Origin of the sequence: Pseudomonas sp. Pdm06 (genome assembly GCF_014851795.1) — a bacterium.
GTDB classification, from domain to species: Bacteria; Pseudomonadota; Gammaproteobacteria; order Pseudomonadales; family Pseudomonadaceae; genus Aquipseudomonas; species Aquipseudomonas fluorescens_AA.
In genome coordinates this window covers 295599-321918 of record NZ_JACVAH010000004.1, presented here as the reverse complement: position 1 = coordinate 321918, position 26320 = coordinate 295599, and the positions used below count along the sequence as shown (strand labels likewise).

The 26320-nt window shown below is 62.1% G+C and carries 26 protein-coding genes; 13 read left to right on the top strand and 13 right to left on the bottom strand.

Annotated elements, in window-relative coordinates; translation table 11 throughout:
• The first annotated feature begins 248 nt into the window (after positions 1 to 248).
• Both IB266_RS09185 and IB266_RS09180 read left to right on the top strand, forming a co-directional pair.
• Positions 249 to 482 carry a hypothetical protein gene (locus IB266_RS09185; protein WP_192260981.1) on the top strand — a complete coding sequence of 78 codons (234 nt, stop codon included), beginning with the start codon at positions 249 to 251 and terminating at the stop codon, positions 480 to 482.
• Between the two features lie 220 nt (positions 483 to 702).
• Entirely contained in the window at positions 703 to 1656 is a 954-nt protein-coding gene (locus tag IB266_RS09180) for an alpha/beta fold hydrolase (protein WP_192260980.1), read from the top strand.
• 180 nt (positions 1657 to 1836) lie between these two features.
• Here the strand turns inward: IB266_RS09180 and IB266_RS09175 are convergent, their stop codons facing one another.
• The gene (locus IB266_RS09175) at positions 1837 to 2229 is read right to left on the bottom strand and encodes a GFA family protein (RefSeq protein ID WP_060741603.1); all 393 of its coding nucleotides are present in this window, start codon (positions 2227 to 2229) and stop codon (positions 1837 to 1839) included.
• Between the two features lie 33 nt (positions 2230 to 2262).
• Positions 2263 to 3189 carry a LysR family transcriptional regulator gene (locus IB266_RS09170; RefSeq protein WP_192260979.1) on the bottom strand — a complete coding sequence of 309 codons (927 nt, stop codon included), beginning with the start codon at positions 3187 to 3189 and terminating at the stop codon, positions 2263 to 2265.
• A 133-nt stretch (positions 3190 to 3322) separates the two neighbouring features.
• Between IB266_RS09170 and IB266_RS09165 the strand changes: the two genes are divergently transcribed.
• Positions 3323 to 3724 (top strand): RidA family protein, encoded by a 402-nt coding sequence (locus tag IB266_RS09165; protein ID WP_192260978.1) that lies wholly within the window; start codon positions 3323 to 3325, stop codon positions 3722 to 3724.
• A gap of 187 nt (positions 3725 to 3911) precedes the next feature.
• On the opposite strand, the gene IB266_RS09160 is transcribed toward IB266_RS09165, so the two are convergent.
• The 4 genes from IB266_RS09160 to IB266_RS09145 all read right to left on the bottom strand — a co-directional run bounded on the left by IB266_RS09160 (position 3912) and on the right by IB266_RS09145 (position 6934).
• The gene (locus IB266_RS09160; RefSeq protein WP_192260977.1) at positions 3912 to 4391 is read right to left on the bottom strand and encodes a VOC family protein; all 480 of its coding nucleotides are present in this window, start codon (positions 4389 to 4391) and stop codon (positions 3912 to 3914) included.
• Positions 4392 to 4460: 69 nt separating this feature from the next.
• Positions 4461 to 5762, bottom strand: coding sequence for an Nramp family divalent metal transporter (locus tag IB266_RS09155; protein WP_060741599.1), 1302 nt, complete (start codon positions 5760 to 5762; stop codon positions 4461 to 4463).
• Positions 5763 to 5916: 154 nt separating this feature from the next.
• A complete protein-coding gene (locus tag IB266_RS09150; RefSeq protein ID WP_092328172.1) occupies positions 5917 to 6153 on the bottom strand; it encodes a hypothetical protein in 237 nt (78 codons plus the stop codon).
• Positions 6146 to 6934, bottom strand: a complete 789-nt coding sequence (locus IB266_RS09145; protein WP_192260976.1) for a VacJ family lipoprotein — start codon at positions 6932 to 6934, stop codon at positions 6146 to 6148. Before IB266_RS09145 ends, IB266_RS09150 begins: the two co-directional genes overlap by 8 nt.
• Positions 6935 to 7276: 342 nt before the next feature.
• On the opposite strand from IB266_RS09145, the gene IB266_RS09140 reads away from it, so the two are divergent.
• The 4 genes from IB266_RS09140 to kefC all read left to right on the top strand — a co-directional run bounded on the left by IB266_RS09140 (position 7277) and on the right by kefC (position 11856).
• Positions 7277 to 7987 carry a response regulator gene (locus IB266_RS09140; RefSeq protein ID WP_192260975.1) on the top strand — a complete coding sequence of 237 codons (711 nt, stop codon included), beginning with the start codon at positions 7277 to 7279 and terminating at the stop codon, positions 7985 to 7987.
• Complete coding sequence (locus IB266_RS09135; RefSeq protein ID WP_192260974.1) at positions 7984 to 9330, top strand: ATP-binding protein; 1347 nt, start codon at positions 7984 to 7986, stop codon at positions 9328 to 9330. The genes IB266_RS09140 and IB266_RS09135 overlap by 4 nt, the downstream gene beginning before the upstream one ends.
• Positions 9331 to 9506: 176 nt before the next feature.
• Entirely contained in the window at positions 9507 to 10028 is a 522-nt protein-coding gene (gene kefF, locus IB266_RS09130) for a glutathione-regulated potassium-efflux system oxidoreductase KefF (RefSeq protein ID WP_192260973.1), read from the top strand.
• 1 nt (position 10029) lies between these two features.
• Positions 10030 to 11856: a glutathione-regulated potassium-efflux system protein KefC gene (gene kefC / locus IB266_RS09125; RefSeq protein WP_192260972.1), complete on the top strand. Its 1827-nt coding sequence runs from the start codon at positions 10030 to 10032 to the stop codon at positions 11854 to 11856.
• A 108-nt stretch (positions 11857 to 11964) separates the two neighbouring features.
• On the opposite strand, the gene IB266_RS09120 is transcribed toward kefC, so the two are convergent.
• Positions 11965 to 12828, bottom strand: a complete 864-nt coding sequence (locus tag IB266_RS09120) for an aldo/keto reductase family oxidoreductase (protein WP_192260971.1) — start codon at positions 12826 to 12828, stop codon at positions 11965 to 11967.
• Positions 12829 to 12928: 100 nt separating this feature from the next.
• On the opposite strand from IB266_RS09120, the gene IB266_RS09115 reads away from it, so the two are divergent.
• From IB266_RS09115 to IB266_RS09100, 4 genes are all read left to right on the top strand, one after another.
• A complete protein-coding gene (locus IB266_RS09115) occupies positions 12929 to 13882 on the top strand; it encodes a LysR family transcriptional regulator (RefSeq protein ID WP_192260970.1) in 954 nt (317 codons plus the stop codon).
• A gap of 227 nt (positions 13883 to 14109) precedes the next feature.
• A complete protein-coding gene (locus IB266_RS09110) occupies positions 14110 to 14490 on the top strand; it encodes a RidA family protein (protein ID WP_060741590.1) in 381 nt (126 codons plus the stop codon).
• 257 nt (positions 14491 to 14747) lie between these two features.
• On the top strand, positions 14748 to 15299 hold the full coding sequence (locus IB266_RS09105) for a thioesterase family protein (RefSeq protein ID WP_192260969.1): 552 nt from the start codon (positions 14748 to 14750) through the stop codon (positions 15297 to 15299).
• A gap of 241 nt (positions 15300 to 15540) precedes the next feature.
• A complete protein-coding gene (locus IB266_RS09100; protein ID WP_192260968.1) occupies positions 15541 to 17304 on the top strand; it encodes an L-lactate permease in 1764 nt (587 codons plus the stop codon).
• 163 nt (positions 17305 to 17467) lie between these two features.
• On the opposite strand, the gene IB266_RS09095 is transcribed toward IB266_RS09100, so the two are convergent.
• Positions 17468 to 17803, bottom strand: a complete 336-nt coding sequence (locus IB266_RS09095) for a hypothetical protein (protein WP_060741587.1) — start codon at positions 17801 to 17803, stop codon at positions 17468 to 17470.
• 246 nt (positions 17804 to 18049) lie between these two features.
• Here IB266_RS09095 and IB266_RS09090 point away from each other — a divergent pair, with 246 nt between their 5' ends.
• Positions 18050 to 18706, top strand: coding sequence for a polysaccharide lyase family 7 protein (locus IB266_RS09090; protein WP_192260967.1), 657 nt, complete (start codon positions 18050 to 18052; stop codon positions 18704 to 18706).
• A gap of 18 nt (positions 18707 to 18724) precedes the next feature.
• On the opposite strand, the gene IB266_RS09085 is transcribed toward IB266_RS09090, so the two are convergent.
• From IB266_RS09085 to IB266_RS09075, 3 genes are all read right to left on the bottom strand, one after another.
• Complete coding sequence (locus tag IB266_RS09085; protein WP_192260966.1) at positions 18725 to 19957, bottom strand: nucleoside permease; 1233 nt, start codon at positions 19955 to 19957, stop codon at positions 18725 to 18727.
• 195 nt (positions 19958 to 20152) lie between these two features.
• Positions 20153 to 21265, bottom strand: coding sequence for a sugar phosphate isomerase/epimerase family protein (locus IB266_RS09080; protein WP_192260965.1), 1113 nt, complete (start codon positions 21263 to 21265; stop codon positions 20153 to 20155).
• On the bottom strand, positions 21229 to 22404 hold the full coding sequence (locus IB266_RS09075; protein ID WP_192260964.1) for a Gfo/Idh/MocA family protein: 1176 nt from the start codon (positions 22402 to 22404) through the stop codon (positions 21229 to 21231). Before IB266_RS09075 ends, IB266_RS09080 begins: the two co-directional genes overlap by 37 nt.
• A 167-nt stretch (positions 22405 to 22571) precedes the next feature.
• Between IB266_RS09075 and IB266_RS09070 the strand changes: the two genes are divergently transcribed.
• Positions 22572 to 23576 (top strand): LacI family DNA-binding transcriptional regulator, encoded by a 1005-nt coding sequence (locus tag IB266_RS09070; RefSeq protein ID WP_192260963.1) that lies wholly within the window; start codon positions 22572 to 22574, stop codon positions 23574 to 23576.
• A gap of 172 nt (positions 23577 to 23748) precedes the next feature.
• Here IB266_RS09070 and IB266_RS09065 read toward each other — a convergent pair whose 3' ends face one another.
• Together IB266_RS09065 and IB266_RS09060 are read right to left on the bottom strand one after the other, a co-directional pair.
• Complete coding sequence (locus IB266_RS09065; RefSeq protein ID WP_103310630.1) at positions 23749 to 24840, bottom strand: SMP-30/gluconolactonase/LRE family protein; 1092 nt, start codon at positions 24838 to 24840, stop codon at positions 23749 to 23751.
• A 96-nt stretch (positions 24841 to 24936) separates the two neighbouring features.
• A complete protein-coding gene (locus IB266_RS09060; RefSeq protein WP_192260962.1) occupies positions 24937 to 26067 on the bottom strand; it encodes a sensor histidine kinase in 1131 nt (376 codons plus the stop codon).
• Positions 26068 to 26320 lie beyond the last annotated feature (253 nt).

Below are 26320 nucleotides of genomic sequence, written 5' to 3'. Positions count from 1 at the left end.
GTGGGCCTGATTCAAGAGGGCAAGGTAAGCATAGACCTAAACACTTGCCTGACAGTTGACGCAGTCCACATTCCGACCCTTAGCAACCTCTGGACCTTGGTGTAGGATCAGCGCGAACCGGATACGCGGCGCTCCCCTTGCGCCCTCCTCCCTGCGACCCAGCCCGCATGAATCCTATCGATCCCCTGTCGTTTCAACGCATCATCACCGCCCATGATGGCCCCCCCCCTTCTTATGAGCCTCGACCCATGAAAATCTGTGATCAATGCAGGTCCGTCATTCCTGACGAAATCGCTGCTTGCCCGCGCTGCGTCGAAAAAATGAGGCTCTCGGAAGAGGCTCTCGCCGCCACGTCCCAGCCGTCGAAAGGGTTGAAAATCCTTAAATGGGTGTTTATCAGCATTGTGGTTGCGGTGCTGGCGGCCGTAGCGGTGGTCGTGTGGATCTTTAATTCGTTGGGGCCGATGCCCTCTTTTGGTTGAGGGCGACTTCAGGCGCTTGAACAGTCGTTGTGGCGAGGGAGCTTGCTCCCTCGCCACAAATGATCACGGCAACCGAAGCGAAACGCAGCTATCCGATTTTCCTATAGTTGTTATCGATGCCCACGCCGTTCTCGTCTTCGGCCTCTCTCTCTAATCTGCCCACCAACGCGATCGATGACGATCGCCGCAGATCAAACCGACCTTAATGGAGAGAGACACGATGAACACCTTCAACCGCACCCTGGCTGTCGCGACCCTGGCATTGGCCACCCTCAGCGCCGAGGCCGCATCGTCGGTCCAAGCCGCTGCAAGCGTGTCTGCGGTCGGCAGCGTGATCCAGTCTGCCAGCTACATCACCACCAAGGATGGCGTTCAGCTGTATTACAAGGACTGGGGCCCGCGTGATGGCCAGGTCGTGACCTTCAGCCACGGCTGGCCGCTGGACTCCGACAGCTGGGAAGGCCAGATGATGTTCCTCGCCTCCAAAGGCTATCGGGTGATTGCTCACGACCGTCGCGGTCATGGTCGCTCCAGCCAGCCCTGGGAAGGCAACGACATGGACCACTACGCCGACGACCTGGCGGCGGTGATTGAAGCGCTGGACCTCAAGAACGTGACGCTGGTGGGCTTCTCGACGGGGGGTGGTGAAGTGGCGCGTTACATCGGTCGCCACGGTACCGCTCGGGTGAAGAAAGCCGTGCTGATTTCTTCCGTGCCACCGTTGATGCTCAAGACAGACACCAACCCCGGCGGCTTGCCTATCGAGGTGTTCGACGGCCTGCGCAAGGCGTCCCTGGAGAACCGTTCGCAGCTGTACCTGGACATCGCCTCGGGCCCGTTCTACGGCTACAACCGCAAGGGTGCCAAACCATCCCAGGGGCTGATCCAATCGTTCTGGATGCAGGGCATGCAGGGTGGCAGCAAGAATACCTATGACTCGATTGCGGCGTTCTCGGCGACAGACTTCCGCGGCGATTTGAAGAAGTTCGACGTGCCGACCCTGGTCATCCATGGCGATGACGATCAGATCGTGCCCATCGACGCTGCAGGCCGGGCCTCGGCGGCGCTGATCAAAGGCGCCCGACTGATCGTCTACCCTGGCGCACCGCACGGCTTGACCGAGACGCACAAGGACCGCCTGAACCAGGATCTGCTGACCTTCCTCAAGGAATAACACCTGGATCGGTTGTGAGGGGCCTGCTCGCGAAAGCGGCGGGCCTGCTTGCATGGGTGTTGAATGGGCTGCCGTCATCGCGAGCAAGCTCGCTCCCACAGGGTGAATCCGGAATTGGCGTGCACCCAAGATCAACTGTGGGAGCGAGCTTGCTCGCGATGACGGTGGAGCAAGTTGCATCTATTCCTCAGACCGCCCCGTACCCTCACGATCATGGGCATAGCATCGGGTGAGCGGAAACGCCGGCAACCAGGACTCACGGCGCACGGTCCAGCTTTCGTAGGTGGGCATCAGTTGACCGGGAGCATCCAGAATCCCCAAGTGCACTTCGATTTCGTCGCCAGAGCGGGCAAACAGTGACGAGCCACAGCGAGGGCAGAAAAATCGCCCGGCGTAGTCCCGGGTTTCGCCCTCGATCGTCACCGCATCCTGGGGAAACACGGCCGCCGCGTAGAACAGTGCCCCGTGATGCTTGCGACAATCGAGGCAATGACAGACACCGACGCGATACGGGCGCCCAGCAGCTTCAAGTCGAACATTGCCGCATAGGCAACCGCCAGTGAATGGGTCCATCGCGCATCTCCTCTACAACTGGACAGACAAACTTCACGAAACCGGTCGATCAATGATAGGCGCATGCTGCGCCATCAGCTCCACCACCCAATCGATGAACACCCGCAGCTTGGCATTGACGTGACGGTTCGGAGGGTAAGCCACGTAGAGCGGCATCGGGTCGAGGTGCCAGTCTTCGAACAGCGGCACCAACTCGCCTTGCGCCTGGTGACGCCGGGACATGTACTCCGGCAACCAGAGCACGCCCAGCCCCGCCAGACCGGCGGCGAGGTAGGCGTTGCCGTCGTCGATGGCCAGGGCGTAGCGCCCTTTGACGTAAAGCAGCTCACTGCCACGGCGCATGGCGTAAGGCAGGGATTTACCGGTGCGCGCCCACAGGAAACCCACGGTGCGATGCTGTGAATCTTCCAGTTCGCGCGGATGCGCGGGCCGGCCGAACCGTGCCAGGTAACTCGGGGCGGCGAAGACGCCGAGGGCAAGATCGCCGACGCGCCGGGCCACCAGCGACTGATCCATCAGCTCACCGCCGCGCACCACGCAATCGACACTTTCATCGATCATGTCGACGATGCGATCACTGACGCCCATGTCGATCTGGATGTCCGGATAGCGTTCATAAAACGCCGGCAAGGCCGGTACCAGGATCATCACTGCCAGCGGGCTCGGCACGTCCACCCGCAAGCGCCCGCGGGGCAGCGCCTGGGCGCTGGAGACGCTGGTCTCGGCATCGTCCATGTCGGCCAGCAAACGGATCACCCGTTCGTAATAAAGGGCACCGTCGGCGGTGACATTGACCTTGCGCGTGGTGCGGTTGAGCAACTTGACCCGCAACCGTGCCTCAAGCTGCTGCACCAATTGGGTCACGGTGGTCTTGCTCATGTGCAAGGTTTCCGCTGCCTTGGTGAAGCTGCCCGCCTCCACGACTCGCACGAACGCTTGCATCGCATCAAAACGATCCATTTCTGCCCCAGGTATAGATCCGATTGTTTGGAATTTGCAAACAGTGATCGCCAAGGTTGCTCGTTTATCGCCCGGACACAAGCCCCTAGAGTGAGTTCATCGTTTGGAACCCACTCTTTGATGGAGATATTTAATGACACAGCGCGATGTAGTTTTCCCGCCCGGACGCCAGGCACTGTATGAGCGCAATCGCTATTCACCGGCGATTCGTTCCAATGGTTTCCTGTTCGTGTCGGGGCAAGTCGGCAGCACCGCCGACGGTTCGCCGGAACCCGACCTGGAAGCTCAGGTGCGGCTGGCGTTCAACAACCTGAAGGCGATCCTGGCCGCGGCCGATTGCAGCTTTGACGATGTGGTGGATGTGACGGTGTTCATGGTCGATCCCGAGTCGACCTTCGAACGGGTATGGAGCGTTGTGCCCGAATTCTGGGGCAGCGCGCCGCATCCGACACTGACGGCGGTGGGCGTGACGTGGTTGTATGGTTTTCAGTTCGAGATCAAGGTGATTGCCAGGTTGCCTGAAACCACCCCGTGATATCGAGTGTGGGAGCGAGCCTGCTCGCGATAGCGGTGGGTCAGCTTGCATCACTGTTGGCTGTGCCGGCGCCTTCGCGAGCAAGCTCGCTCCCACAGGGGATTCGGACAGGCCGAAAAATCGAAGCCACCAACGATCCAGTGTGGGAGCAGCTCACTCCCACAAGGGAATGGAAGTGCTGCGCCGGCTAACCTTTCACCGCCGCTTCAATCGCCGCAATGTCGATCTTGGTCATCGTCATCATGGCCTCGAAGGCCCGCTTGGCGACGGCCTTGTCAGGACTGGCGACCGCTTCAAGCAACACACGCGGGCTGATCTGCCACGACAAGCCCCACTTGTCCTTGCACCAGCCACAGGCACTGGCCTGGCCGCCGTTGTCGATGATCGCGTTCCACAAGCGGTCCGTTTCGGCCTGGTCTTCAGTTGTAATCTGGAATGAAAAGGCCTCGCAGTGCTTGAACACCGGCCCGCCGTTGAGGCCAATGCAAGGGATGCCGATCACCGTGAAATCCACCGTGATCACATCGCCCTCCTTGCCCGACGGATAATCGCTCGGGGCCTGATAGACGGCGTTCACCGCACTGTCGGGAAACGTTTTGGCGTAGAACTGCGCAGCTTCCTGGGCATTGCCGTCGTACCAGAGGCAGATCCTGTTTTTATTGTTCATTCCGCTTCTCCGAGAGGGACTGGACGATAAAGTCTAGCAGTCCCCCCGAAAGTTGCAGATGGCCGGGCCTCAGGTAAACAGATCGACCCCCAGCTGGAACGCGACCCACAACGCCAGGCCCGTGGCAAACATCAGCGCGATGTTCTCGAACAGGTTGTTGCGATATTCCTTGCCCAGCAGGGACTTCTGGTTGGACATGATCAGCAGGCCCAGGGAAATCACCGGCAAGCCGACGATATTCAGCGCGTTGACGCCGATGGTCAGCGTGACGAAGTCCGGCATGCCGGGGAGCGACCAGATCAGCGGCGTCACGAGAATGAACAACATGAACCATTTGTGCATCGGATCATGGTGGAACTCTTTGCCGTAACGCTCCCGGCGCTCGGGCCGCACGTGCTGGAAGGCATCGGTGATCAGCATCGGAAACGCCGTGGTCTTGCCGGAGATGCTGGCGAACAGCGTGGCGAACACGCCGATAAAGAACACGTACCAACCGATCGAGCCGAAGAACATTTCCAGGGCCTTGCCCAGATCGCCCAGAGTTTTGACCTCGATACCGTTGGGTCGCAGGATTTCCGCACCGACGATCCAGATCGCCAGGTTGATGATGATCCCGACAAACACCGCAAACAGCAGGTCGTTACGCTGGATACGCTTGTGTTCAGGCCCCACCCAACCCTTCTGGCGCATGACATACGGATGGACGAAGTTGGCGATGGAGCCGGCCACCGCACCGATCACCGAGACGGCCACCAGCAGCGCACCGTGCACGCCTTCATCGGGCGGAATGCTGAAGCCGATGGTGCCTTTGACGATACCTGCGACATCCGGGCCGGACATCACCGCCAGGGCCAGGAACGCCAGCGTCATGATCGCCAGCAGGCCTTTCATCACGCCTTCGATCATCGAATAGATATTGCGCCCAACGAGCATCCACACCGCCAAAACCACCGCCACCGAACACAGCAGTGGATAGTCGACCTTGAGCAACATGGCCAGGGCTTCGCCAGCCCCCTTGATCATGTAGGCATTCATCAGGTGCCCCATGAGCAGCGCATACACCAGCAGGAACCAGGCGAAAAACGGATTGAGCTGGGCATAACCTTGCAGGATGGTCATGCCCTGGTTATTGCAGAGCTGGAAGCGCGCGATGATGTTGACGATCAGGTAGCGCAGCAGCAGAGAAACCGCCAGCACCCACATCATTGCGTAACCGTAGTTCGCCCCCGCCACGGATGAGGTGATCAGGTCGCCGGCACCCAGCCAGGAAAGAACGGCAATGATGCCGGGGCCGAGAAGCTTGAGCAGACGCACGAAACGGCCTTGCACGGGCGCCGCAGCCTTGCCTTCAGCGGAAGGAATGCTCGTCATGGATGGAGTCTCCGTTTATTTTTTTTGTGAGAAACGGCCACAGTCGAACATATTAGATACGACGTCGTACAACCATTATTCGTGCGTAATTATGTAAAAATGTTTCATAGCATTCGCCCCCCGATGTAGCGCTGTATTCAAGAGCAAATTGCCACTAATCCTTCACCTGCTCGCCGTTATCGACCAGCCAGCGCACCATCTTCGCCAACGGCACCCGATGCTGCTGGATGGCGCACCAACTGACATGTTCATGGCGATACAACTCGACATAACGGTTGAGCAATACATGGCGACCATCCTCGGCCAAGCGCAATTCAACTTCACGACAGTGCAATACATCCGGCTCGAGCGAGCGCATTCGCCGATGCAAGACCAGCGCCTGGTTATTCATCGGCAGCGGCTCCATCCTGGCACTGAGGGTGGCCCTCCTCCACCGCTCCCAACTTGCCCTGCGCGACAAGATCGGCACGCCGCTGCGCCGTGGCATCGCGAAGTGCCGCGTAGTAATCCGGTTCCGCCTGCAACTCGTCGGTCAGTGGTAATGCCTCGGCACGACCATCGACAACGCCGCCGACGGTGTTGATCGTGCCCAGGGTGTCGACGGTGCTGCTGTTGTCGCCGAACGGGTCGACGGCAAAACTCAGCACTTTGCCCGTCGCGTCCCTCAGGTTGGCACTGCCCAGCAGCGGCAGTTCCACGATGGGCCCGGGGGCGAGGTTCCAGACGCCGAAGGTCTGGCCGAAATCGGCCTTGTGACGCTCGATGCCCAGCTTGCCCGACACATCGATCAGCCCGACGATGCCCGCAGTGGTGTTGATGACGAAACGGCCCAGTGTGTTGACCGAGCGTTGGCCATTGCCTTGCAGCAAGTCGTTGATGAACACCTTGGGCTCGCCGAAGTTCGCCACGAAGTTGTGGACGCCGGCCTGGAACATCTCCGGCAACTTGAGATAACCACGGGCCACCGGGGCCACCGCATAGTCATCCACGGTTCGGTTGAACGCGAATATGCCGCGGTTAACCGGTTCTGCGGGATCGTAAACGGTGTAGGTCGCGCTTTCACACGAGCCCGGCGTTGCAGCGGGCGTACTGGAGCAACCGCTGGCGAGTGCCGCCAATACAACCACGACGGTGGATCGAACGAACAACGGAGCGGGCTTGGTGATCGGCATACAGGGTTATCTCGGCGAGGAATGGGATGCTGCCTGGGCCGGTCGAAAACCAAACACCGCCCCCTGTGGCGAGGGAGCTTGCTCGCGCTTGAGTGCGAAGCGCTCACCGCTTTTTTTGGGGCCGCTTCGCGACCCAGCGGGAGCAAGCACCCTCGCCACAGGGTTCAGTGTTGGTGGGTGGTTTAACTGACCGACATCAAGGCCATCCTGCCGCCGTTTTCTTGCCCGCAGATTTCCAGAATATTGCCCGCCGGCAACTTTATTACCGGGTTGAAATATATGACGCGGGCCCTGGATTGACCCTAGTATCCCCTCCTGTATTCATTACCCTGCGTGCCCACCGTGAGCCATTTATTACTGGTGGACGATGACCTCGAAGTCCTCGCCCTCTTGCGCAAGTTCCTCGAACAACATGGCTACAGCGTGGATGTGGCCGCCGACGGCAACGCCCTGTGGCAGGCGGTGGAGCACCGGGTGCCGGACCTGATCATCCTCGATGTCATGTTGCCGGGCGACAACGGGCTGGTGCTGTGCCAACGGCTGCGGGCCGAGCACACGGTCGGCATCATCATGCTCACCGCCATGGGCGAGTTGAGTGATCGCGTCGTCGGCCTGGAGCTGGGGGCGGACGATTACCTGACCAAGCCCTTCGATGCGCGGGAGCTGTTGGCCCGGGTACGTGCCGTGCTGCGGCGCACCGGTGAAGCCAGGGCCGCGTCGAGCGACGCCTCCCGGCCCATCCTGGAGTTCGAAAACTGGCAACTGGACGTCACCCGCCGCGAGCTGCGCTCACCGGACAAGGTCATGATCCCGCTGTCCACCGGCGAGTTCGAACTGCTGCTGGTGTTTGCCGAACACCCGCGCCGGGTGCTGACTCGCCAACAGTTGCTGGACCTGGCCCGCGGCGAAACCTTCGAGGCGTTCGACCGCAGCATCGACGTCCAGGTCAGCCGCCTGCGGCGCAAATTGGAGACCGACATCACCGGTGCGTCGATGATCCGCACCGTGCGCAACAGCGGCTACCTGTTCAGCCCTCACGTGGTGAAGCGATGAAACCCTCGCGCTCGGGCACTCAACGTCCACGGGACACGGTGGCGCGCTGGATCGCCCTGACCACCATGATCGCCATGCTGACCTTGCTGGCCCTCAACGAACTGTTCAGCCTGCTGGCCGGTGCCTGGGCGCGCCCTCCCCTGATGGAAACCGGCCTGATGGAAAAGGCCGCCGCCATCACCCGCATCATCGACTCCGTCACCCCCGAACAACGCCCCGCGATTGCCGCGGCCGCCAGCGACCAGGCGTTCAACGCGCACTGGTTAAAGCGGCATGAAGAGGCGCGCTTGCCGGTGATCGACGACCCAGAGTTCAGTGAAGGTTCGACGCTCCTGCGCCAGCAATTGGGTCGTCCGGATGCCAGGATCGAAGCCTACGAACCGGGCGACTGGCCGGCCGACCAACCGGATGCACGCTACGCGGTGATCATCGAACTGGCCGACCATTCGTGGGTGATCTTCTCCGTGCCGTCGCGCAGTTGGGGGCTGGGCGAATGGGCGCGCAACGGGATCATCATCGCGCTGATCCTGCTCTCGACGTTGATCGTCGCACTGATCGCCACCCGGCACCTGGCCGCACCGCTGGAACGCTTTGCCGAAGGCGCCCGACGCTTTGGCGTCGACCACCAGGCGCCACCGATTCCGGTCATCGGCCCCCATGAAATCCGTCAGGCGATCCTCGCGTTCAATGCCATGCAGGCCCAGCTCAAGCACTTCCTGCAGGACCGCACCCAGATGCTCGCCGCCATCTCCCACGACTTGCGCGCGCCGCTGACCCGCATGCGCCTGCGCGGGGAGTTCATCGAGGATGCCGAGCAGCAATCGCGCTTGTTCAGGGACGTGGACGAAATGCAGGCGATGGTCAATTCAGCCCTGGAGTTCTTCCGCGACGATGCCCGGCTTGAACATGCCACCGCGTTCGACCTGGCCGAACTGCTGCACACCATCGTCGATGACCTCAAGGACGCCGGCACCGAGGTGGGGTTCGAAGGTGCCCAGCGCTTGGTGTATGTCGGTCGGCCCATCGGCATCAAGCGCGCCTTGGTCAACCTGATCGACAACGCGATCAAGTATGGTGGCGAGCCGACGGTTCGACTCGAAGCCGACGCCCACCGTGTGGACATTCGCATCCTCGACCGAGGGCCGGGCATCGCCGGCCAATACCTTGAGCAGGTCTTCACGCCGTTCTTTCGTATCGAAGGTTCTCGCAACAAGCACACTGGCGGCGTCGGGCTCGGTCTGTCGGCGGCCCGGGCGACGGTGCTGGAGCATGGCGGGACGCTGACCCTGCGCAATCGCAAGGGTGGCGGATTGGAGGCCAGGGTCTCGCTGCCGCTTGACTGAAGGCCCCGATGTGTCGATCCGCGCTAAACAATCGGCGCCTTCCTCGGTAGGATGTCCGGCCTTTCCGGCCTGACCCTGTCCCGGAAAGGCGCTCTTGTTTGTATCGCCCGACCCAGTGCCATCGTTCGCGCCCACGACAGACAAGAATCGACGGAGCCAAACCAAGGAATTCACCGATGATTCTTATCATTTACGCGCACCCCTACCCCGACAAATCGCGGGTCAACCAACAGATGCTCAAGCGAGCATCCAGCAATCCGGACGTGGTCATACGTTCGCTCTATGCGCTTTATCCCGACTTCGACATCGACGTGGAGGCGGAACAGCGTGCGGTGGAACAAGCAGAGCTGGTCGTCCTCCAGCACCCGATGTACTGGTACAGCTCCCCGCCCTTGCTGAAATTGTGGATCGATAAAGTCTTCACCCACGGCTGGGCCTATGGCAAAGGCGCCACGGCGCTCAAGGACAAATCCCTGCTGTGGGCCGTGACCACCGGTGGCGATCAGGGGCATTTCCAGATCGGCGGCTACCCAGGCTTTGCCGCACTGGCCCAACCCCTCCACGCCACGGCCATCTATTGCGGCATGCGCTGGCTGGAGCCGGTCGTCGTGCATGGCGCCTATGCCGCCGAAGCGGATGCCCAGCACGCCCAAATCGAACACTATGCCGCTCGCCTGGCCGCCTGGAAGGAAGATTGAAGTGGAAACTCACAGCCTGATTGAAATGCTCATCTACCTGGCCTCGGCGACGCTGATCGTACCGATTGCCGTTCGATTCGGCCTGGGCCCGGTGTTGGGTTATCTACTGGCCGGGTGCATCATCGGCCCGTGGGGGCTGAAGCTGATTACCGATGTCAAGGCCATCCTGGAGTTCGCTGAAATCGGCGTGGTGCTGATGCTGTTCATCATCGGCCTCGAGCTCGACCCCAAACGGCTCTGGGCCCTGCGCCGGATGGTGTTTGGGGGCGGTGCCCTGCAGATGCTCGCCTGTGGCGCTGCCATTGGGTTGTTCTGCACGGCCTTGGGCCTGAACTGGACGGCAGCGTTGCTGGTCGGCCTGACCCTGAGCCTGTCTTCCACGGCCATCGCCATGCAGGCCATGAGCGAACGCAACCTGACCGCCACCGCCGTCGGGCGCAGCAGCTTTGCCGTGCTGCTGTTCCAGGACATCGCGGCCATTCCGCTGGTGGCGATGATCCCGTTGTTGTCGGCCCACGGCGACACACCTTCGGGCACCGCGCTGCTGCTATCGATTGGCAAAATCGTCGCTGCCATCGCCATCGTCGTGCTGTTGGGGCGCTACCTGACCCGACCGCTGCTACGCTTCGCCGCACGCTCAGGCTTGCGGGAGATTTTCAGTGCCGTCGCGCTTTTTCTGGTGTTCGGCTTCGGCTTTCTGCTGGAGGAAGCCGGCCTGTCGATGGCCATGGGCGCGTTCCTCGCCGGGGTGCTGCTCGCCAGCTCCGAATACCGACATGCCCTGGAGAGTGACATCGAGCCGTTCAAAGGTTTGCTGTTGGGTCTGTTTTTCATTGGCGTCGGCATGTCGATCGATTTCGGCACCCTGGTCAACGCACCGCTGAAAGTCATCACCCTGACCCTGGGTTTCATCCTGATCAAGCTGCTGGTGATCAAGATGGCGGGCCGATTCCTCAACGTCCCCGCCGGCCAGCGCTCCTGGCAGGCGGTGTTGCTGGGCCAAGGCAGCGAGTTCGCCTTCGTGGTGTTTGGCGCGGCGACCGTGGCCGGCATCTTGACCGATCAATGGGGCAAGAGCCTGACCCTGGCGGTGGCCTTGTCCATGTGCCTGACGCCCTTGCTGATCCTGCTGCTGGATCGCTTCGAGTCCGTCACCCGGAAAAACAAACGCGAGTCCGACCTCGTCGACCAGCAGAACCCACGGGTGATCATCGCCGGGTTCGGCCGCTTCGGGCAGATCGCCGGACGCCTGTTGATGTCCTGCGGCGTCGAGGTGGTGGTACTGGATCACGACCCTGACAACATCGAGACGCTGCGCAAGTTCGGCGTGAAAGTCTTTTATGGCGATGCCACGCGCCTCGACTTGCTGCATGCGGCCGGCGCGGCCCAAGCGGTGGTGTTGATCAACGCGATCGACAATCAGGAAGACAACCTGACGCTGACCCGGCTGGCCCAGGAGCACTTCCCCGCGTTGCAACTGATCGTGCGGGCGCGGGACATGGGCCACCTCATCACCCTGCGGCAGATGGGCGTGGAAGCGGCCGAGCGGGAAACCTTCGAGAGTGCGCTGGCATTGGGTCGCAGTGCACTGGAGCACATGGGGGTCGGGGCTTACGAAGCGCGTGAACGGGCGGATCAGTTCCGGCGGCTGAACCTCAAGATGCTGGAGGAGATCGTCGCCCAGCCGGAAGACGACCTCACGTTCCGCCACGACGCCTACCGACGCGCCAATGCGCTGCTCACGGAGATGTTCAACGAAGACCGTGCCCACCCCGTCGACAGCTGGCCGGAACACCATCGCAACGAAACCGACAAGACGCCGGGTTGACCGGTGTCATACGCGTCCGAACTTGCGCCGGACATCGGCTGCCAGTTGGCGCTGCTGCTGAAACCCAGCTCAGCGCCGATGCTGGCGAGACGCTGGTCTTTCAGGCCACTAGACCAATGCATCCAGCTCGGCGAGCATCGGCGCAGGGATCTTCAGCTCACTCGCCGTGAGGTTTTCCCGCAGGTGCGCCAGGGACGATGTGCCGGGAATCAGCAGCAGATTCGGCGCACGTTGCAGCAACCACGCCAGGGCCACGCACAGCGGTGACGCCTGCAAGCGCGCCGCCACGCTGGAAAGGGTTTCCGACTGCAACGGTGTGAAGCCGCCCAAGGGGAAGAACGGCACGTAGGCGATGCCCTGCCGCCCCAGGTCGGCGATGAGCTGTTCGTCGTCGCGATGGGTCAGGTTGTAGTGGTTCTGCACGCAGACCACCTTGGCAATGCCCTGGGCCTGCTTGACCTGCGCGGCCGTGACGTTGCTCAGGCCCAGGTGACGGATAAGGCCCTGGCGCTGTAGCTGCGCCAGTGTCGTGAACGATTCTTCGATGGAGTCTTCCGTGGGCGAATGCAGGTCGCCCCACACCCGCAGGTTGACCACGTCCAGGACCTCCACGCCCAGGTTGCGCAGATTGTCGTGGACCGCCCGGGTCAGCTCGGCGGGGCTGTGGGCCGGGTTCCAGGATGCATCGGCACCGCGCACGGCACCGACCTTGGTCACGATGACCAGGTCCTGGGCATAAGGGTGCAGCGCTTCGCGGATCAGTTGGTTGGTGACATGGGGCCCGTAGAAATCGGCGGTGTCGATGTGGTTGACCCCGCTCGCCAAGGCTTCGCGCAGCACGGCGATGGCGGCCGCCGGGTCTTTGGGCGGGCCGAAGACTTGGGGCCCCGCCAACTGCATCGCGCCGTAGCCCATGCGATTGACCGTGCGATCGCCCAGTAAAAAGCTGCCTGCCTTGCCTGCAATGTTCATCTCGTCGCCCTCGGGTCAATGTGAGTGGGCCGACTATAGGCGTTGACCATTCCCTTGATAATCAGGTGCAATCGGCACGGGCTGTACGGCGGAGAGAACAATGGCAACGGATATTCAAGATTTGCTGGCCTTTGTGGCCGTGGTCAATGCCGGGGGCTTTCGTGAAGGCGCGCGGGTGAGCGGCAAGTCCGCGTCGAGCCTCAGCGATGCCGTACGCCGGATGGAAAGCCGGCTCGGCGTGCGCCTGCTCAACCGCACCACCCGCAGCGTGGTACCGACCGAGGCCGGTGCCCGGTTGATGGAGCGCATCGTCCCGGCCCTGGGCGAGGTCGAGGCGGCGATGGACGTGGTCAACGACTTTCGCGACCGTCCTTCGGGCACTCTCAGGCTGAACGTACCGGTCAGCGCGGCCCGGCTGGTGTTGCCGGCGATCATCACGCCGTTCCTGAAAAGCTACCCCGACATCCGCCTGGAAGTGGTCACCGAAGAGAGCTTCGTCGACATGCTCGCGGCCGGCTGTGACGCGGGCATTCGCTACGACGAACGCCTTGAGCAGGACATGATCGCCCTCCCCATCGGCCCCCGCTTCCAGCGCTTCGCCACGGCCGCCGCACCGGCGTACCTCGATGCCCGGGGCAGGCCGGAACATCCCAGAGACCTGCTGGAACACGCGTGCCTGCGGGGCAAGTTCCCCAGCGGCGCCATGCCGCTGTGGGAGTATGAGTGTGGCGGCGAAACCATCAGCGTCGACCCGAGCGGCCCGTTGATCACGCGCATTGGCGGTGCGGTGGACCTGTCGGTGCAAGCGGCTGTAGACGGTCTGGGCATCGTCTACCTGTTCGAAGACTGGTTACGACCCTACCTGGACAGCGGCGCCCTCGAACCGGTGCTCGAACCCTGGTGGCAGCGCTTCACCGGGCCGTTCCTCTACTACCCCGGTCGCCGCTACCTGCCCTCGCCGCTGCGGGCGTTCGTGGACTTCATCAATGCACAACGGTGTGGGAGCGAGCTTGCGCGCGATGGCGTCAGCACAGCCAACACCCCCGCAAGCTGATACACCGCTATCGCGAGCAAGCTCGCTCCCACAAGGGTTCGGCTGTGTAGCTGAAAATCCCGCCCAGCACAAATCCATTGTGGGAACGATGCCGCTGCTGATGCATCTGGTTTTGATTCGCAGCCCCGCGGCGGCGCAGTCCTATGCGGATAAAGGAATGCAGGAACGACGCAGCAAGGGACGGTAAACTGCGGCGGTTCTTTTTCTTTTCCAGCATGAGGCTTTGCATGAGCAACCCAGACATCACGTTTATTCCAGATCCGGATGCGGACTCCATTTCCTCCGACGTCGCCGGTTTCGGCGGCCTGCTGGTTTCCACGCAAATCCCCACCCACGCCGACGGCAGCCTGGAACTGGGTGACATCACCCTGCAGAGTGAATGCACACTGCAAGCCCTCAAGAAGGCCCTGGAGGGCGCCGGCAGTTCCATGGACCGGGTCCTGCACCTGACCATCTACCTGACCGACATGGCTGACCGCGCCGCATTCAACGAGGTCTACAAACGCTTCTTCGCCAAGCCTTGGCCGGTTCGTGCGGCGGTGGGTGTGGCGGCGCTGGCGGTTGAAGGCATGAAAGTGGAAGTGACCGCAATGGCGGCGAAGGGCTGAACGAACCTTTGTAGCGCCGCAGCGCTTTTGTGGCGAGGGAGCTTGCTCCCGCTGGACTGCGCAGCAGGCCCAGGTTCTTTGCTTCAACACAAACTCCTGGGGCGGCTTCGCCACACAGCGGGCCCAAGCTCGCTTCCACAAAAGCCGCTCGAACATGCCCCAAATGCGCGATTGCCACGCAAATCGTCATTTTCGCACCTAGCCCGCTCCCTGCACGGGGTCTAGAGTGCGCCGTTTTCCCTCTTCACGGCCTGCTTATGAATCTCTGGTTCCGACTGTTGCTGATGCTGTTCCGCCGCCCGTGGCGCAAGCCGGCGGCGCCCTTGGGCACCACGGTGGTGCGCATGCGGGTATGGCCGCTGGACCTGGACCTCAATCGCCACGTCACCAACGGACGCTACTTCACGTTGGCCGATGTGGGACGCATGGATTACGTGCTGCGCAGCGGCGCCTACAAAGTGGCGTTGCGTAACCGGGCGGTGCCGATCGTGGGAGATGTCTGGGGCAAGTTCAGGCGGGAATTGAAACTGTTCGAGGCGTTCGAGGTGCACACCCGCCTGCTCGGCTGGGACGAAAAATGGATCTTCATGGAGCACCGTTTCATCAGCCAGGAACGTGTGGTCGGGGTGGTGATCATGCGCGGCCTGTTCCGCTCGGCCAAAGGCACGATTGCACCGGCTGAGTTCATCCGCGAGTTGGGCCTGGCCGAACAAACGCCAGCCATGCCCGACTGGCTGGTCGCCTGGTCGCAAAGCTGCGATGGCTTGAGCCTCGGGCTTCGCCTGGAGGAAGGTGAGCCCCCACGCTAGCCAGCACACCACTTACCCTGTAGCGAGGGAGCTTGCTCCCGCTGGGTGGCGAAGCCGCCCCAAGAATTTGTGCTTAAACAAAAAACTTGGGCCTGCTGCGCAGTCCAGCGGGAGCAAGCTCCCTCGCCACAGGGTCTTACCCCGGGCCTCTGCGTCATTCCCCTCGTCAATCCCCGCCTATACTTCTCTGCCAATCCCCCCTGGGGCCTGCACTTCCAACAATAAAAAGCAGAGGTGGAACATGGTCTGGCAACAAGTCTACGATCCCTTCGGTAATGCGGTGCTGTCCACGCTCCTGGCGGCGGTCCCGGTGGTGGTGATGTTGGCGTCCCTGGCGTTCTTTCATGTCAAGGCACACCTGGCGGCCTTGCTGGCCCTGGCCTCGGCCTTGCTGATCGCGATTTTCGCCTTCGGCATGCCCGTCGGCATGGCCGGGTCTGCGGCGCTTTATGGTGCGGCCAACGGCCTGCTGCCCATCGGCTGGATTGTGCTCAACATCATTTTCCTGCACCGGCTGACCACCGAGAACGGTTCGTTCAAGGTCCTGCAGGATTCCCTCGCGCGCATCACCGACGACCGGCGCCTGCAACTGCTGTTGATCGCCTTTTGCTTTGGTGCGTTTTTCGAGGGCGCGGCGGGCTTCGGCACGCCGGTGGCAGTGACCGGCGCGATTCTGATCGGGCTGGGATTTTCCCCCTTGGCCGCCTCGGGTCTGGCGCTGATCGCCAACACCGCACCCGTGGCCTTCGGCGCCCTGGGCACGCCCATCATCACCTTGGCCAAAGTCACCGGGCTGGATGAAATGGAGCTGTCGATGATGGTCGGTCGGCAGTTGCCGTTTTTCTCGGTGCTGGTGCCGTTCTGGTTGATCTGGGCCTTCGCCGGCTGGCGCAAGATGCTGGAAGTCTGGCCGGCGATCCTGGTGGCCGGCGTCAGCTTCGCCATCCCGCAGTTCCTGGTGTCGAACTACCACGGGCCGATGCTGGTGGACGTCATCGCCGCGCTGATTTCCATGGCCTGCCTCACCGGTTTCCTCAAGGTCTGGAAACCGGCCACGGTGCACACCTCCGCCGCGCTGTCCGGGCGGGTCGACAACTCGAAGATCGACGCCAGCGAGGATGAAAAGCCCACCGCCAGCGCGGCGTTTTCCAACGACGCCCGCCCCGCCGTGGGACGGGCCTGGATGCCGTGGATCATCCTCACGGTGTTCGTGTTCGCCTGGGGCACCCAGGGTTTCAAGAACCTGTTCGACACCCGTCCGGCGCTGGACCCGCAGACCCAATCAGCCAAGCTCGACCCCCAAGGCAAGCCGATGCGCGAGGCCAATCCGATCTTCTCGCCCCTGGTGACCTTCGGCACCATTCACCAGCAGATCGAAAAAGTCCCGCCCGTGGTGCCCCAGCCTAAAACCGAGGAAGCGGTCTACAAGTTCAACTGGTTCACCGCCACGGGCAGCGGCATCTTCCTGGCCGCGATTCTCGGTGGCTTGCTGATGGGCTATTCCATTCCGCAACTGGTGCACCACTACCTGCGAACGCTCTGGGTGGTGCGCTACTCGCTGATCACCATCGTCGCGATGTTGGCCCTGGGGTTCCTCACCCGGTATTCGGGCCTGGACGCGACCATGGGCCTGGCCTTCGCCGCCACGGGCATTTTCTACCCCATGTTCGGCACCCTGCTGGGCTGGCTTGGCGTGGCGCTGACCGGCTCGGACACAGCCTCCAACGTGTTGTTCGGCGGCTTGCAACGGGTCACGTCCGAGCAGTTGGGCATCAGCCCGGTGTTGATGGCCGCAGCCAACAGTTCCGGTGGGGTGATGGGCAAGATGGTCGACGCTCAGTCGATCGTGGTCGCCTCCACCGCGACCCGTTGGTACGGTCACGAAGGCGAAATCCTGCGCTACGTGTTTTTCCACTCGGTGGTGCTGGCGATTCTGGTGGGTGGGCTGGTGACGTTGCAGGCGTATGTGGCGCCGTTCACGCATATGGTGGTGGGAGGACAGTGATCGAGGATCCGGCAGATAGGGCTGTTGTGGCGAGGGAGCTTGCTCTCGCTGGGCTGCGAAGCGGCCCTTTTGCGATCGCTGCGCGATCGAGCGGGAGCAAGCTCCCTCGCCACAGGCAAGCGCCTTTACAACCGGCAGGCTCGCTTACCTTTGAAGCAGGGTGTTACTGAACGCTTTTCAGCTTGACCACATCACCGGACACCGAGGTGGTGTAGCCGGTCAGGACCCAGGCCCAGAACCAGTTTTCCTGGACTTGGGTGTTGATCATGGCGTCGCCGCCCTTGGCCTTGATCGCCGCGGTCTGGGCGCGCACGAAACGGTTGTTCTGCTGGATCGGGATCAGGCCGAACAGCAGCAGGCCGGTGGCCTTGGCTTCACTGTGGCCGACAACGGTGTACTGGGTGCTGTCGTATTGCTGGGTTTTCATCGGGGTACCGGTGCAACCCGCCAGGGCCAGGCCGAACAGTGCGCAGGCGACAACTTTGCTGATGTGATTCATTTGAGGCTCCATGGGAAGACGCCCGGGATCCGTCTCTCGGGCGGCGCGTACTCTAACCGATCAGCCATAAATTGACACACCCTAATCCGCCCAATTCAGTGCCTGAAAGGCTCGCCGCAGAGCCATCCGTCAGGTGCGTCTCCAGCGAAACAGCCCCTTGTCGATAACATGAAAACTGCGCCACGGAAGGCAGTTTCTGTCTTGACGGCCGCCAGGTGACGGCCGGTCCCGTTGGAGGGTTTTATCATGATTGACCTGACTGTCTGGAACATTACCCTGCCCGTGCAAACGCCGGCGCAGGTCGTGGCGACCAAAGCCATGCCGGCCCTGAAAAACAAGTATTTCGACAACAACGGCCAGCGGATCGTCTTCTGGGCGCCGGTCACCGGTTCCCATACCGGTAAAAGCGAATACCCGCGCTCCGAGCTGCGGGAAACCAGCAAGGACGGCAAGCTGCGCAACTGGCGCTACAACAGCGGCACCAATACCCTCAAGGGCACCCTGGCGGTGAACCAGGTGCCTTCCGAAGGCCGGGTGGTGGTGGCGCAGATCCACGCCAAGGATGCACCGACGCCGTTGTTGAAACTGGTGTACCGCTACGCCAAGGGCACCGGCAATATCGACGTGGAATACCGGGTCAAGCCCAAGGACAAGAAAAGCCCGGTGATCTACACCGTGCCAAACGTACCGCTGAACAAGGCCTTCTCCTATTCGCTGCAAATGGACAAGCAAGGCAAGCTCTCGGTGCTGATCGGCAACAGTGGCAAACAGGTGAAGCTGGACCCGTCCTGGTATGGCTATGACTTCTATTTCAAGGCCGGCGTCTACACCCTGGACAACGTCGGTTATGCCAGCGAAGGCGGGAAAGTGACCTACACCAAACTGGACGTCAGCCACAAATGACTGACGCCCGACCCTGCTTCAGGCCTTTGACGGCGCAACGAGCGCCTGCTGGCCACGGAAGGTAAACAGGAAGCAGACCAACACCAGCAGCGCGAAACCGGCCGGGAACAGCCAGATGCTCTGCCAGTCATGACCGCCCGCCACGACAAAGTGATCGGTCACCTGCCCCGCCACCCAGAAGCCGATCAGCATCCCCACACCATAGGTCGCCAGCGTAATCAGGCCCTGGGCCGAGCTGCGAAAGCGCTCCGGTGCCTTGGCGTCGGTGTAGATCTGCCCCGAAACAAAAAAGAAGTCGTAGCAGATGCCGTGCAAGGCAATGCCGGCGAACAGCATGAACGCCAGGTCGCCGTTATTGCCGTAGGCGAACAACACGTAGCGCAGCGCCCACGCCAACATGCCCACCAACAGTGCCAGCTTGATGCCGAAGCGCTGGATGAACAGTGGCAACAGCAGCATGAACAACACTTCCGAGACCTGCCCGATGGCCATCTTCGCCGTTGGGTTGGTCATCCCGGTTTCGGCCAGGAACGGGTTGGCATTCTGGTAATAGAACGCCAGGGGAATGCAGATCAGGATCGAGGCGATGAAGAACACCAGATAGCTGCGATCCTTCAACAGACCCAACGCGTCCAGCCCCAGCAGTTGCTTGACGCCGCCCGCGCTGGCCTGATCCTTGAGCGGCGCCGTGGCCGGTAGCGTGAAGCTGTAGAGCCCCAGGACCAGGGACGCGATGGCCGCCATCAGGAACGTATTGCGCAAGCCGCCTGCCGCGATCGCTTCGCGCGAATCCCAGGCGAACACGAAGCTGATCACCACGCCCGCGACGATCCAGCCAATCGTGCCCCACACCCGGATGCGGGAGAACTCCAGCGCCGGATCGCGCATCTGCCGGAACGCCACGGAATTGACCAGGGCCAGCGTCGGCATGTAGACCACCATGTACACCAGCACGTACGGGTAGAACACGCTGAAATCCGCCGCCGAATACAGCTGATACAGCAACACCGCGCCGAGCAGGTGCAACACCGCCAGGATCCGTTCGGCGTTGAAGAAGCGGTCGGCGATCAGGCCGATGACGAACGGCGCAATGATCGCCCCCCACGATTGCGTGGAGAACGCCATGCCGATCTGCCCCCCGCTGGCGCCCAGCGTGCTGGACAGGAAGGTGCCGAGGGTGACGAACCAGCCACCCCAGATAAAGAACTGCAGGAACATCATCACGCTGAGGCGTGCATTCATCGTGGTCATGAGCGTCACCGTTTTATTGTTGTTCTTGTGGAAAAAAAGCCGCACCGCTTTTGTTACGGAGGATCCCCTGTGGGAGCAAGGCTTGCCCGCGATGGCCGCACCGCGCTCCAACCGTTGAACCGCGTTTTCGTTCATCGCGGGCAAGCCTTGCTCCCACAATGGATTTCCTCGCCACTGGGTTTTGGGTGGGGCCGGCTACCTCAACAAGCCCAACAACCGCCGGTTGGAATCCTCATCCGCCGTGACGCTGGCAAAATCATCGAACGCCTTACGGGTCTTGCTGATCATGTGCCGCTGGATGAACGCCGCCCCTTCTGCGGCGCCCTGTTGCGAATCCTTCAAGCAACATTCCCATTCCAGGACCGCCCACCCGCTGAAATCGTATTGGGTCAGCTTGCTGAAGATCGATTTGAAATCGATCTGGCCATCCCCCAGCGAACGGAACCGCCCGGGACGATCGACCCAACCCTGGTAGCCGCCGTACACCCCGGAACGGGCATCGGGGCGGAATTCGGCGTCCTTGACGTGGAACATGCGGATCCGTGCGTGGTAACGGTCGATGAAGCCCAGGTAGTCCATCTGTTGCAGCAACAGATGACTGGGGTCGTAGAGAATCGCCGCCCGTGGGTGATGATCGACCGCCTCCAGGAAACGTTCGAACGAGGCACCGTCGTGGAGGTCTTCGCCGGGGTGGATCTCGTAGCACAGGTCCACACCGGCCGCGTCGAAGCAATCGAGAATCGGCAACCAGCGCCGGGCCAGTTCGGCGAAACCCTGCTCCACCAGGCCCGCCGGCCGCTGCGGCCAGGGATAGAGATACGGCCACAGCAGCGCGCCGGAAAACGTCGCATGGGCCTTGAGACCCAGCCGCTGGCTGGCGCGGGCGGCCAGCTTGAGTTGCTCGATCGCCCACTCGGTCCGCGCCTGGGGCTGGCCGCGCAAATGGGCCGGGGCGAAGTCATCGAACAGCGCGTCGAACGCCGGATGCACCGCCACCAACTGGCCTTGCAGGTGCGTCGATAGCTCGCTGATCTCGACACCGGCCTGGGCACAGGTGGCCTTGAGCTCATCGCAATAGGCCTGGCTTTCGGCGGCCCGGGCCAGGTCAATGTATTGCGTGCCCGATGTCGGCAGTTGAATGGCCTTGTAGCCTTGTGAGGCGGCCCACTGGGCGATGTTGGCCAGGGTGTCGAACGGGGCTTCGGCGGACATGAACTGCGCCAGGAAAATGCCCGGGCCGCGCAGGCCGCTCGGGGTCTTGTCGAAGGTATTCACAACAGGGATGCTCCGGTTTGCACGGTGGTCCATTTCGCGTCGCCACGGTGGTTGAGGATGGCGGCCTCGATGAACGCCATGCCACGCAAGCCGGTCTCGATGCCGGGTACGCCTGGGGCGTCGGGGCCTTGGACATGGCTGCGAATGGCGTGGGCGAAATCGCCGTAGAGGTTGGCCATGGCTTCCAGGTAACCCTCGGGATGCCCGGCCGGCAGACGCATGCGCCGCGTGGCCGCCTCGCACAGCCACGGCTGGCCGAGGCCGCTACGCAGGATGCGCAAAGGCTGGTCGAAGGCGCGATGGATCAGGCTCGCCGGTTCTTCCTGGCGCCACTCCAAGGCGCCCTTGTCGCCATAGACACGAATCTTCAGCGGGTTCTCTTCGCCGGTGCAGACCTGGCTTGCGATCAGCACACCGCTGGCGCCACCCGCCATCTTGAACAGCATCGCCGCATCGTCATCCAGTTGCCGCCCCGGGACGTGCGTGCCCAACGCAGCGCATAGCTGCTGGATCGGTTGGTCCGCGACGAACTCGGCCAGGGAAAACGCATGGGTACCAATGTCGCCGATGCAACCGCCCAGGCCAGACTGGTCGGGATCGTCCCGCCACTCGGCCTGCTTATTGCCTTGGGCGGCGACATCCTGGGCGAGCCAGCCTTGGGGGTACTCGACCAGTACTTTACGCACCTGGCCGATCACGCCCGAGCGCACCATGTCCCGGGCCTGCCACACCATGGGATAGCCCAGGTAGGTGTGGGCCAGGCCATAGAGGCAACGGCTGCCGTGCAGCACCTCGCGCAGGGCCAGCAATTGCTTGAGGTCCAGCGCGGCGGGCTTCTCGCTGAACACATGGAAACCGGCTTTCAAGGCCTCGCTGGCGATGGGTGCATGAAGATGATTGGGGGTGACGATGACCAGCAATTCCATGCGCTGATCAAGCGGCAGCAGCGCTTCGGTATCGAGCATGTGCTGCCAGTCGTGATAACAACGGGACGCGGCCAGGCCCAGGGCCGTACCCGTCTGCCGAGTGTTGTGCGGGTCGCGGCTGAACGCGCCGCACACCAGTTCGAAACCGCCGTCCAGGCCCGCGGCCTGACGGTGAGCCTGGCCGATGAAAGCGCCCTCTCCACCGCCGACGAAGCCCATTCTTATTTTCGGTGCTGCAGGATTCATCGCGATTCTCTTCCTGTCAGGATGATGATGTAACCGGTTACATCATGGCGAAAATCTAGGCTCAGTTTCCCCGCGTGTCAAACCCAACGGGTTCACCGTGGAATATTTGTGAGGCGCTCAACCTGCGGTAAGCTCCCCCACCGTACCCCCTGTTCCCCGAGGTGATTTTGTCCAACATTCGTGAGGTGGCCCGGCTGGCGTGTGTTTCGGTGGCCACGGTGTCCAGAACCCTGAAATCGCCCGAGCGGGTACTCCCCGAAACACGGGACAAGGTCAACGCGGCGGTGGAACAGGCCGGCTATCGACCCAACCTGATGGCGGTGCAATTTCGCTCCCGCCGGACCGGCAACCTGGTGATCCTGGTGCCGGCCATCGCCAACACGTTTTTCGCCCGGGTCATCAGTGGCGCACAACAGGCGGCGCAGGCGGCGGGTTATCGATTGCTGTTGTGCGACACCCAGGGTCGGGCGCAGATCGAGCGGGAATTCGCCGCCCTGGTCTACGCCCACCAGGCCGACGGGGTGATCCAGTTGCGTGCCAGCGATCCTTTCGAATCGATGCCCACAGGCGCCGACAGCCTGCCGCTGGTCAACGCCTGCGAAGTGGTCAAGGGTGCCCCCTACCCGACCATCAGCCTCGACAACCGAGCCGCCGCCCAGGCCATGACCGAACACCTGATCGGCCTCGGCCATCGCCGCATCGGCATCATCAAGGGACCACGCAGCAGTCCCCTGACCCTGGACCGCGTGGCCGGCTACCAGGATGCCCTGCACCAGGCCGGCATCGCCGTCGACCCCAGCCTGATCTGCCATGGCGACTTCACCTTGAAGGCCGGTGACGACGGTGCCGGGGCGATGCTGGCGTTGGCCGATCGCCCCAGTGCGCTGTTCTGTGAAAACGACGAAATGGCCATCGGCGCGCTCAGGCGCATCAAGCGAATGGGCCTGCGAGTGCCCGAGGACATTTCCCTGGTGGGCTTTGACGACATCCCGTTCGCCGCCTACTGCGACCCGCCCCTGACGACCATTTCGCAGCCTGCCGAGATGTTTGGGCAAAAAGCGGTGGAGATGCTGATTGCCCTGATCGAGAAAAAGCCGATTGCCGAACGGCATGTGGTGTTGCCGTTTGAGTTGACGGTGCGGGGCAGTACGGCCCCTATAGCCAGACAGTGAGTGGAACCCGTGGCGAGGGAGCTTGCTCCCGCTGGGGCGCGAAGCGGCCCCGATGAAGCCGCTTGAATCAACCAGACACACCACGCTGCCTGGTGGAGGGGCTGCTACGCAGCCCAGCGGGAGCAAGCTCCCTCGCCACAAAGTCCATCAACGCCAAGGGTGAGTGTTTCACTCAGGCAAACGTCGCCCCCCGTGTATTCACGAACAGCGAATACAACGAGTGGCTGCCGGCCATGAACAACCGATTGCCTTCCCGGCCGCCGAAGCAGACGTTGGGGCAACGCTCCGGCAGGGAGATGTGCCCGATGGCCTTGCCTTCGGCGTTGAACACCCGCACGCCGTCGAGTTTTTCCAGGTCGGCCTTGGGGTCGCCATTGCCGCCCCAGCCGCACCAGAGGTTGCCGCTTTCATCGCACTTGATCCCATCGATCGCCGCGTAATCCAGGCCTTCGATGTGCTTGCGCCGCTCGCCCAGGGTGCCGTCGTCTTTGACGGCGATGGCCCAGATCAAGCGGTTGGGCTTGGCCCGGCCTTCGACCACATAGAGGATTTTTTCGTCCGGGGAAAAACACAACCCGTTCGGCCCCGCCAGGTCGTCGATCACCCGGCTGACCTTGCCGGTTTCGCCGTCGATGCGGTACACCGCGTGGGGCTGGACGGGCGTGACTTTGTGTCCCTCGTAGTTGTTGCCGGTCTGGAACGGCGGGTCGGTGAACCAGACCGAACCGTCCCGCTTGCAGACGATGTCGTTGGGCGAGTTGAAAGGCTTGCCCTCGAAACTGTCCGCCAGCACGGTGAGGGTGCCGTTGTGCTCGGTGCGGGTGATGCGCCGGCCTTCGCTGGAGGTGGTGGAGCCTTCGCACACCAGCAGCCGCCCCTGCCGATCGCGGCACATGCCGTTGGAGAAATTGGCATTTTCTCGGTACACCGACAGCCCGCCGGTGATTTCATCCCAGCGCACGATGCGGTTGTTGGGAATGTCACTGACCAGCAGATAACGCCCGTCACCGACCCACACTGGCCCCTCTGCCCAACGCAGGCCGGTGGCGAGCTTCTCCACGCTGGCGTTGAAGATGCGCAAGTCCATGAAGCTGGGGTCAAGAATGTTGATCAGCGGGTCTGGGTAACGCTGGCTCAAGGGCTCGGCCTGGGCGAGCCCGGGCAGGTTGCCAAGGGTGGCGGCAGCGGCCGAGACCACCAGGGATTTTTTCAGGAACACCCGGCGGCCCTGATCGGCGGCGGTTGCAGATTGCGAAACATCCATCGTGCGTCTCCGTTAATTATTATTGGACGGGACGACAGTTTTACTCCGTGATAAGACATCGTACAAGTATACGAAAAGGCTCATCCGCACAATCGATCAGTCCGGGTGCAGGGGTATACGCACGGTAAAGGTCGTACCGACTCGCGCCTTCGAGTGAACCTCGATGGTGCCCTTATGGGCCGATACGATCGCCGAGGCGATGTGCAGGCCCAGTCCGAGCCCGGCCGTGGAACCGTACTGCATCTCACCGCTGCGTAGATGCCGGATCATCGGGTTGAAAATGCTGGCGATGGCATCTTTCTCGATAGGCTTGCCCTGGTTGTTGATCGCGATCACTGCCACATCCTCTTCAGCGCTCATCGAAACGGTAATCGGCGTGCCTTCGGTGCCATGCTGCACGGCGTTGCCAATCAAGTTGGCGAATACCTGCTCCATGCGGGCCGGATCAAACAGCCCCTCCAGGGCGCTGGTCGTTTCAAAAAGGATTTCGCTTTCCGGATGATAGGCCCGCGCCTCCTCCACCATGCCTTCGCAGGCCGCCACCAGATCGCCGTTGAAGCGCTGCACCGGAATGCCCGAGCCGAGTTGGGTACGGGTGAAATCCAGCAGATCGCCGACGATTTTGTTGGCCCGCTTGACGCTGGTGTAGATGCGCGAAGTGATCTTGGTGGCTTTGGCGGGCAGGTCCCCCGCCCGCAGCAGCACTTCGGAACTCAGCAGGATCGCGCCCAAGGGGCTGCGCAGGTCGTGTCCGAGAATTCCGAGAAAGATGTTGCGCGAGGCATCCACCGCCCCGGAGTAGCTGACGACAGACTCGGCCAAGGCCTGGTCCACGGCCTCGTTGAAGCGAATCAGATCGTCCATGACCTGCTTGTGATCCAACTGCGTATGCGGCATCCAGAGCATGAGCACGCTGGTACGCAGGGCCCGGTATTCGGAGACCATTTGCTCCACGGTAAAACCCGAGGACTGGCGGATGACCGCATGGGTTTCGGCGGCGGTTTCGGTATCGGTCGCCGGCGCCTCCCCATGGGACTTGGCAATCGCCTCCTTGCGCGTTTGCGAAGTGCGCAGGTCGGAGGCGATGGTGCGCAGCATCTGTTCGGCATGGTCGCGCAAGGCAATGGAATCCATGCCAATGGACGCAGGGGTGATGGTTTTGGCGAAGTCTTCCCACGCCTGAAGAATCGGCTCGATATTGTCGAGAATGAAATCAGCCAGGCGCATGAGTTGTTCCGTAAAAAGGGCAAGGCTGTAAATGACACAGCGGCAAGATTGTTGTACAGCAAAGCGCCGGACAATGTGCGAGACATACGATGTGGCGAGGGAGCTTGCTCCCGCTTGAGTGCGAAGCGCTCATAACAAAGGGCTGCTACGCAGCCCAGCGGGAGCAAGCTCCCTCGCCACAGGTTTTCCGAAGGTCTCGAGTGGACCTTGTCTGTTACCACCCCATGGGGTAAAAAGCCTTTAGTTGTACGAC

Excerpts from the sequence above, each read along its gene's own strand:
- IB266_RS09090 (WP_192260967.1), top strand. The coding sequence starts at position 18,050 with ATGATTGACCTGACTGTCTGGAACATTACCCTGCCCGTGCAAACGCCG.
- IB266_RS09080 (WP_192260965.1), bottom strand. The coding sequence starts at position 21,265 with ATGGACCACCGTGCAAACCGGAGCATCCCTGTTGTGAATACCTTCGAC.
- IB266_RS09075 (WP_192260964.1), bottom strand. The coding sequence starts at position 22,404 with ATGAATCCTGCAGCACCGAAAATAAGAATGGGCTTCGTCGGCGGTGGA.
- IB266_RS09085 (WP_192260966.1), bottom strand. The coding sequence starts at position 19,957 with ATGACCACGATGAATGCACGCCTCAGCGTGATGATGTTCCTGCAGTTC.
- IB266_RS09065 (WP_103310630.1), bottom strand. The coding sequence starts at position 24,840 with ATGGATGTTTCGCAATCTGCAACCGCCGCCGATCAGGGCCGCCGGGTG.
- IB266_RS09175 (WP_060741603.1), bottom strand. The coding sequence starts at position 2,229 with ATGGACCCATTCACTGGCGGTTGCCTATGCGGCAATGTTCGACTTGAA.
- IB266_RS09095 (WP_060741587.1), bottom strand. The coding sequence starts at position 17,803 with ATGAATCACATCAGCAAAGTTGTCGCCTGCGCACTGTTCGGCCTGGCC.
- kefF (WP_192260973.1), top strand. The coding sequence starts at position 9,507 with ATGATTCTTATCATTTACGCGCACCCCTACCCCGACAAATCGCGGGTC.
- IB266_RS09180 (WP_192260980.1), top strand. The coding sequence starts at position 703 with ATGAACACCTTCAACCGCACCCTGGCTGTCGCGACCCTGGCATTGGCC.
- IB266_RS09060 (WP_192260962.1), bottom strand. The coding sequence starts at position 26,067 with ATGCGCCTGGCTGATTTCATTCTCGACAATATCGAGCCGATTCTTCAG.
- IB266_RS09165 (WP_192260978.1), top strand. The coding sequence starts at position 3,323 with ATGACACAGCGCGATGTAGTTTTCCCGCCCGGACGCCAGGCACTGTAT.
- IB266_RS09155 (WP_060741599.1), bottom strand. The coding sequence starts at position 5,762 with ATGACGAGCATTCCTTCCGCTGAAGGCAAGGCTGCGGCGCCCGTGCAA.
- IB266_RS09100 (WP_192260968.1), top strand. The coding sequence starts at position 15,541 with ATGGTCTGGCAACAAGTCTACGATCCCTTCGGTAATGCGGTGCTGTCC.
- IB266_RS09135 (WP_192260974.1), top strand. The coding sequence starts at position 7,984 with ATGAAACCCTCGCGCTCGGGCACTCAACGTCCACGGGACACGGTGGCG.
- IB266_RS09150 (WP_092328172.1), bottom strand. The coding sequence starts at position 6,153 with ATGAATAACCAGGCGCTGGTCTTGCATCGGCGAATGCGCTCGCTCGAG.
- IB266_RS09160 (WP_192260977.1), bottom strand. The coding sequence starts at position 4,391 with ATGAACAATAAAAACAGGATCTGCCTCTGGTACGACGGCAATGCCCAG.
- IB266_RS09110 (WP_060741590.1), top strand. The coding sequence starts at position 14,110 with ATGAGCAACCCAGACATCACGTTTATTCCAGATCCGGATGCGGACTCC.
- IB266_RS09115 (WP_192260970.1), top strand. The coding sequence starts at position 12,929 with ATGGCAACGGATATTCAAGATTTGCTGGCCTTTGTGGCCGTGGTCAAT.
- IB266_RS09185 (WP_192260981.1), top strand. The coding sequence starts at position 249 with ATGAAAATCTGTGATCAATGCAGGTCCGTCATTCCTGACGAAATCGCT.
- IB266_RS09145 (WP_192260976.1), bottom strand. The coding sequence starts at position 6,934 with ATGCCGATCACCAAGCCCGCTCCGTTGTTCGTTCGATCCACCGTCGTG.
- IB266_RS09105 (WP_192260969.1), top strand. The coding sequence starts at position 14,748 with ATGAATCTCTGGTTCCGACTGTTGCTGATGCTGTTCCGCCGCCCGTGG.
- IB266_RS09120 (WP_192260971.1), bottom strand. The coding sequence starts at position 12,828 with ATGAACATTGCAGGCAAGGCAGGCAGCTTTTTACTGGGCGATCGCACG.
- IB266_RS09170 (WP_192260979.1), bottom strand. The coding sequence starts at position 3,189 with ATGGATCGTTTTGATGCGATGCAAGCGTTCGTGCGAGTCGTGGAGGCG.